Origin of the sequence: Ruoffia sp. FAM 24228 (assembly GCF_045528575.1) — a bacterium.
Taxonomy (GTDB): domain Bacteria; phylum Bacillota; class Bacilli; order Lactobacillales; family Aerococcaceae; genus Ruoffia; species Ruoffia halotolerans.
Window position 1 is genome coordinate 1 of sequence record NZ_JBGQQZ010000192.1, and the last position, 245, is coordinate 245.

1 protein-coding gene is annotated in these 245 nt (G+C 41.6%); it reads right to left on the bottom strand.

Annotated features, from left to right (window positions below):
• Nucleotides 1-245 (bottom strand): transposase (locus ACEN33_RS12610; RefSeq protein WP_407095228.1); only part of this gene is annotated, 245 nt, incomplete at both ends.

Consider the following 245-nt stretch of genomic DNA (forward strand, 5'->3'; position numbering starts at 1 on the left):
CAAGCAGACTAATCATCATTCTGACATGATTTTCTAAGAAGCGTGGACTATCTGTTTTATCGAAATAAAAGCCACCTTTCGCTTCTTTGATGAAATTCTCCATTGTCCCTCGCTTGCCGTAAAGAGAAAATATAACTTGAGGCGATACGTTATCTGACAGATTGGTCACAATGAATGCGTGTTGAAAGAGGAGTTCTCCTGCTTCACGGATTGATCGAATACAGACACGACGGGGTTTCGACCAT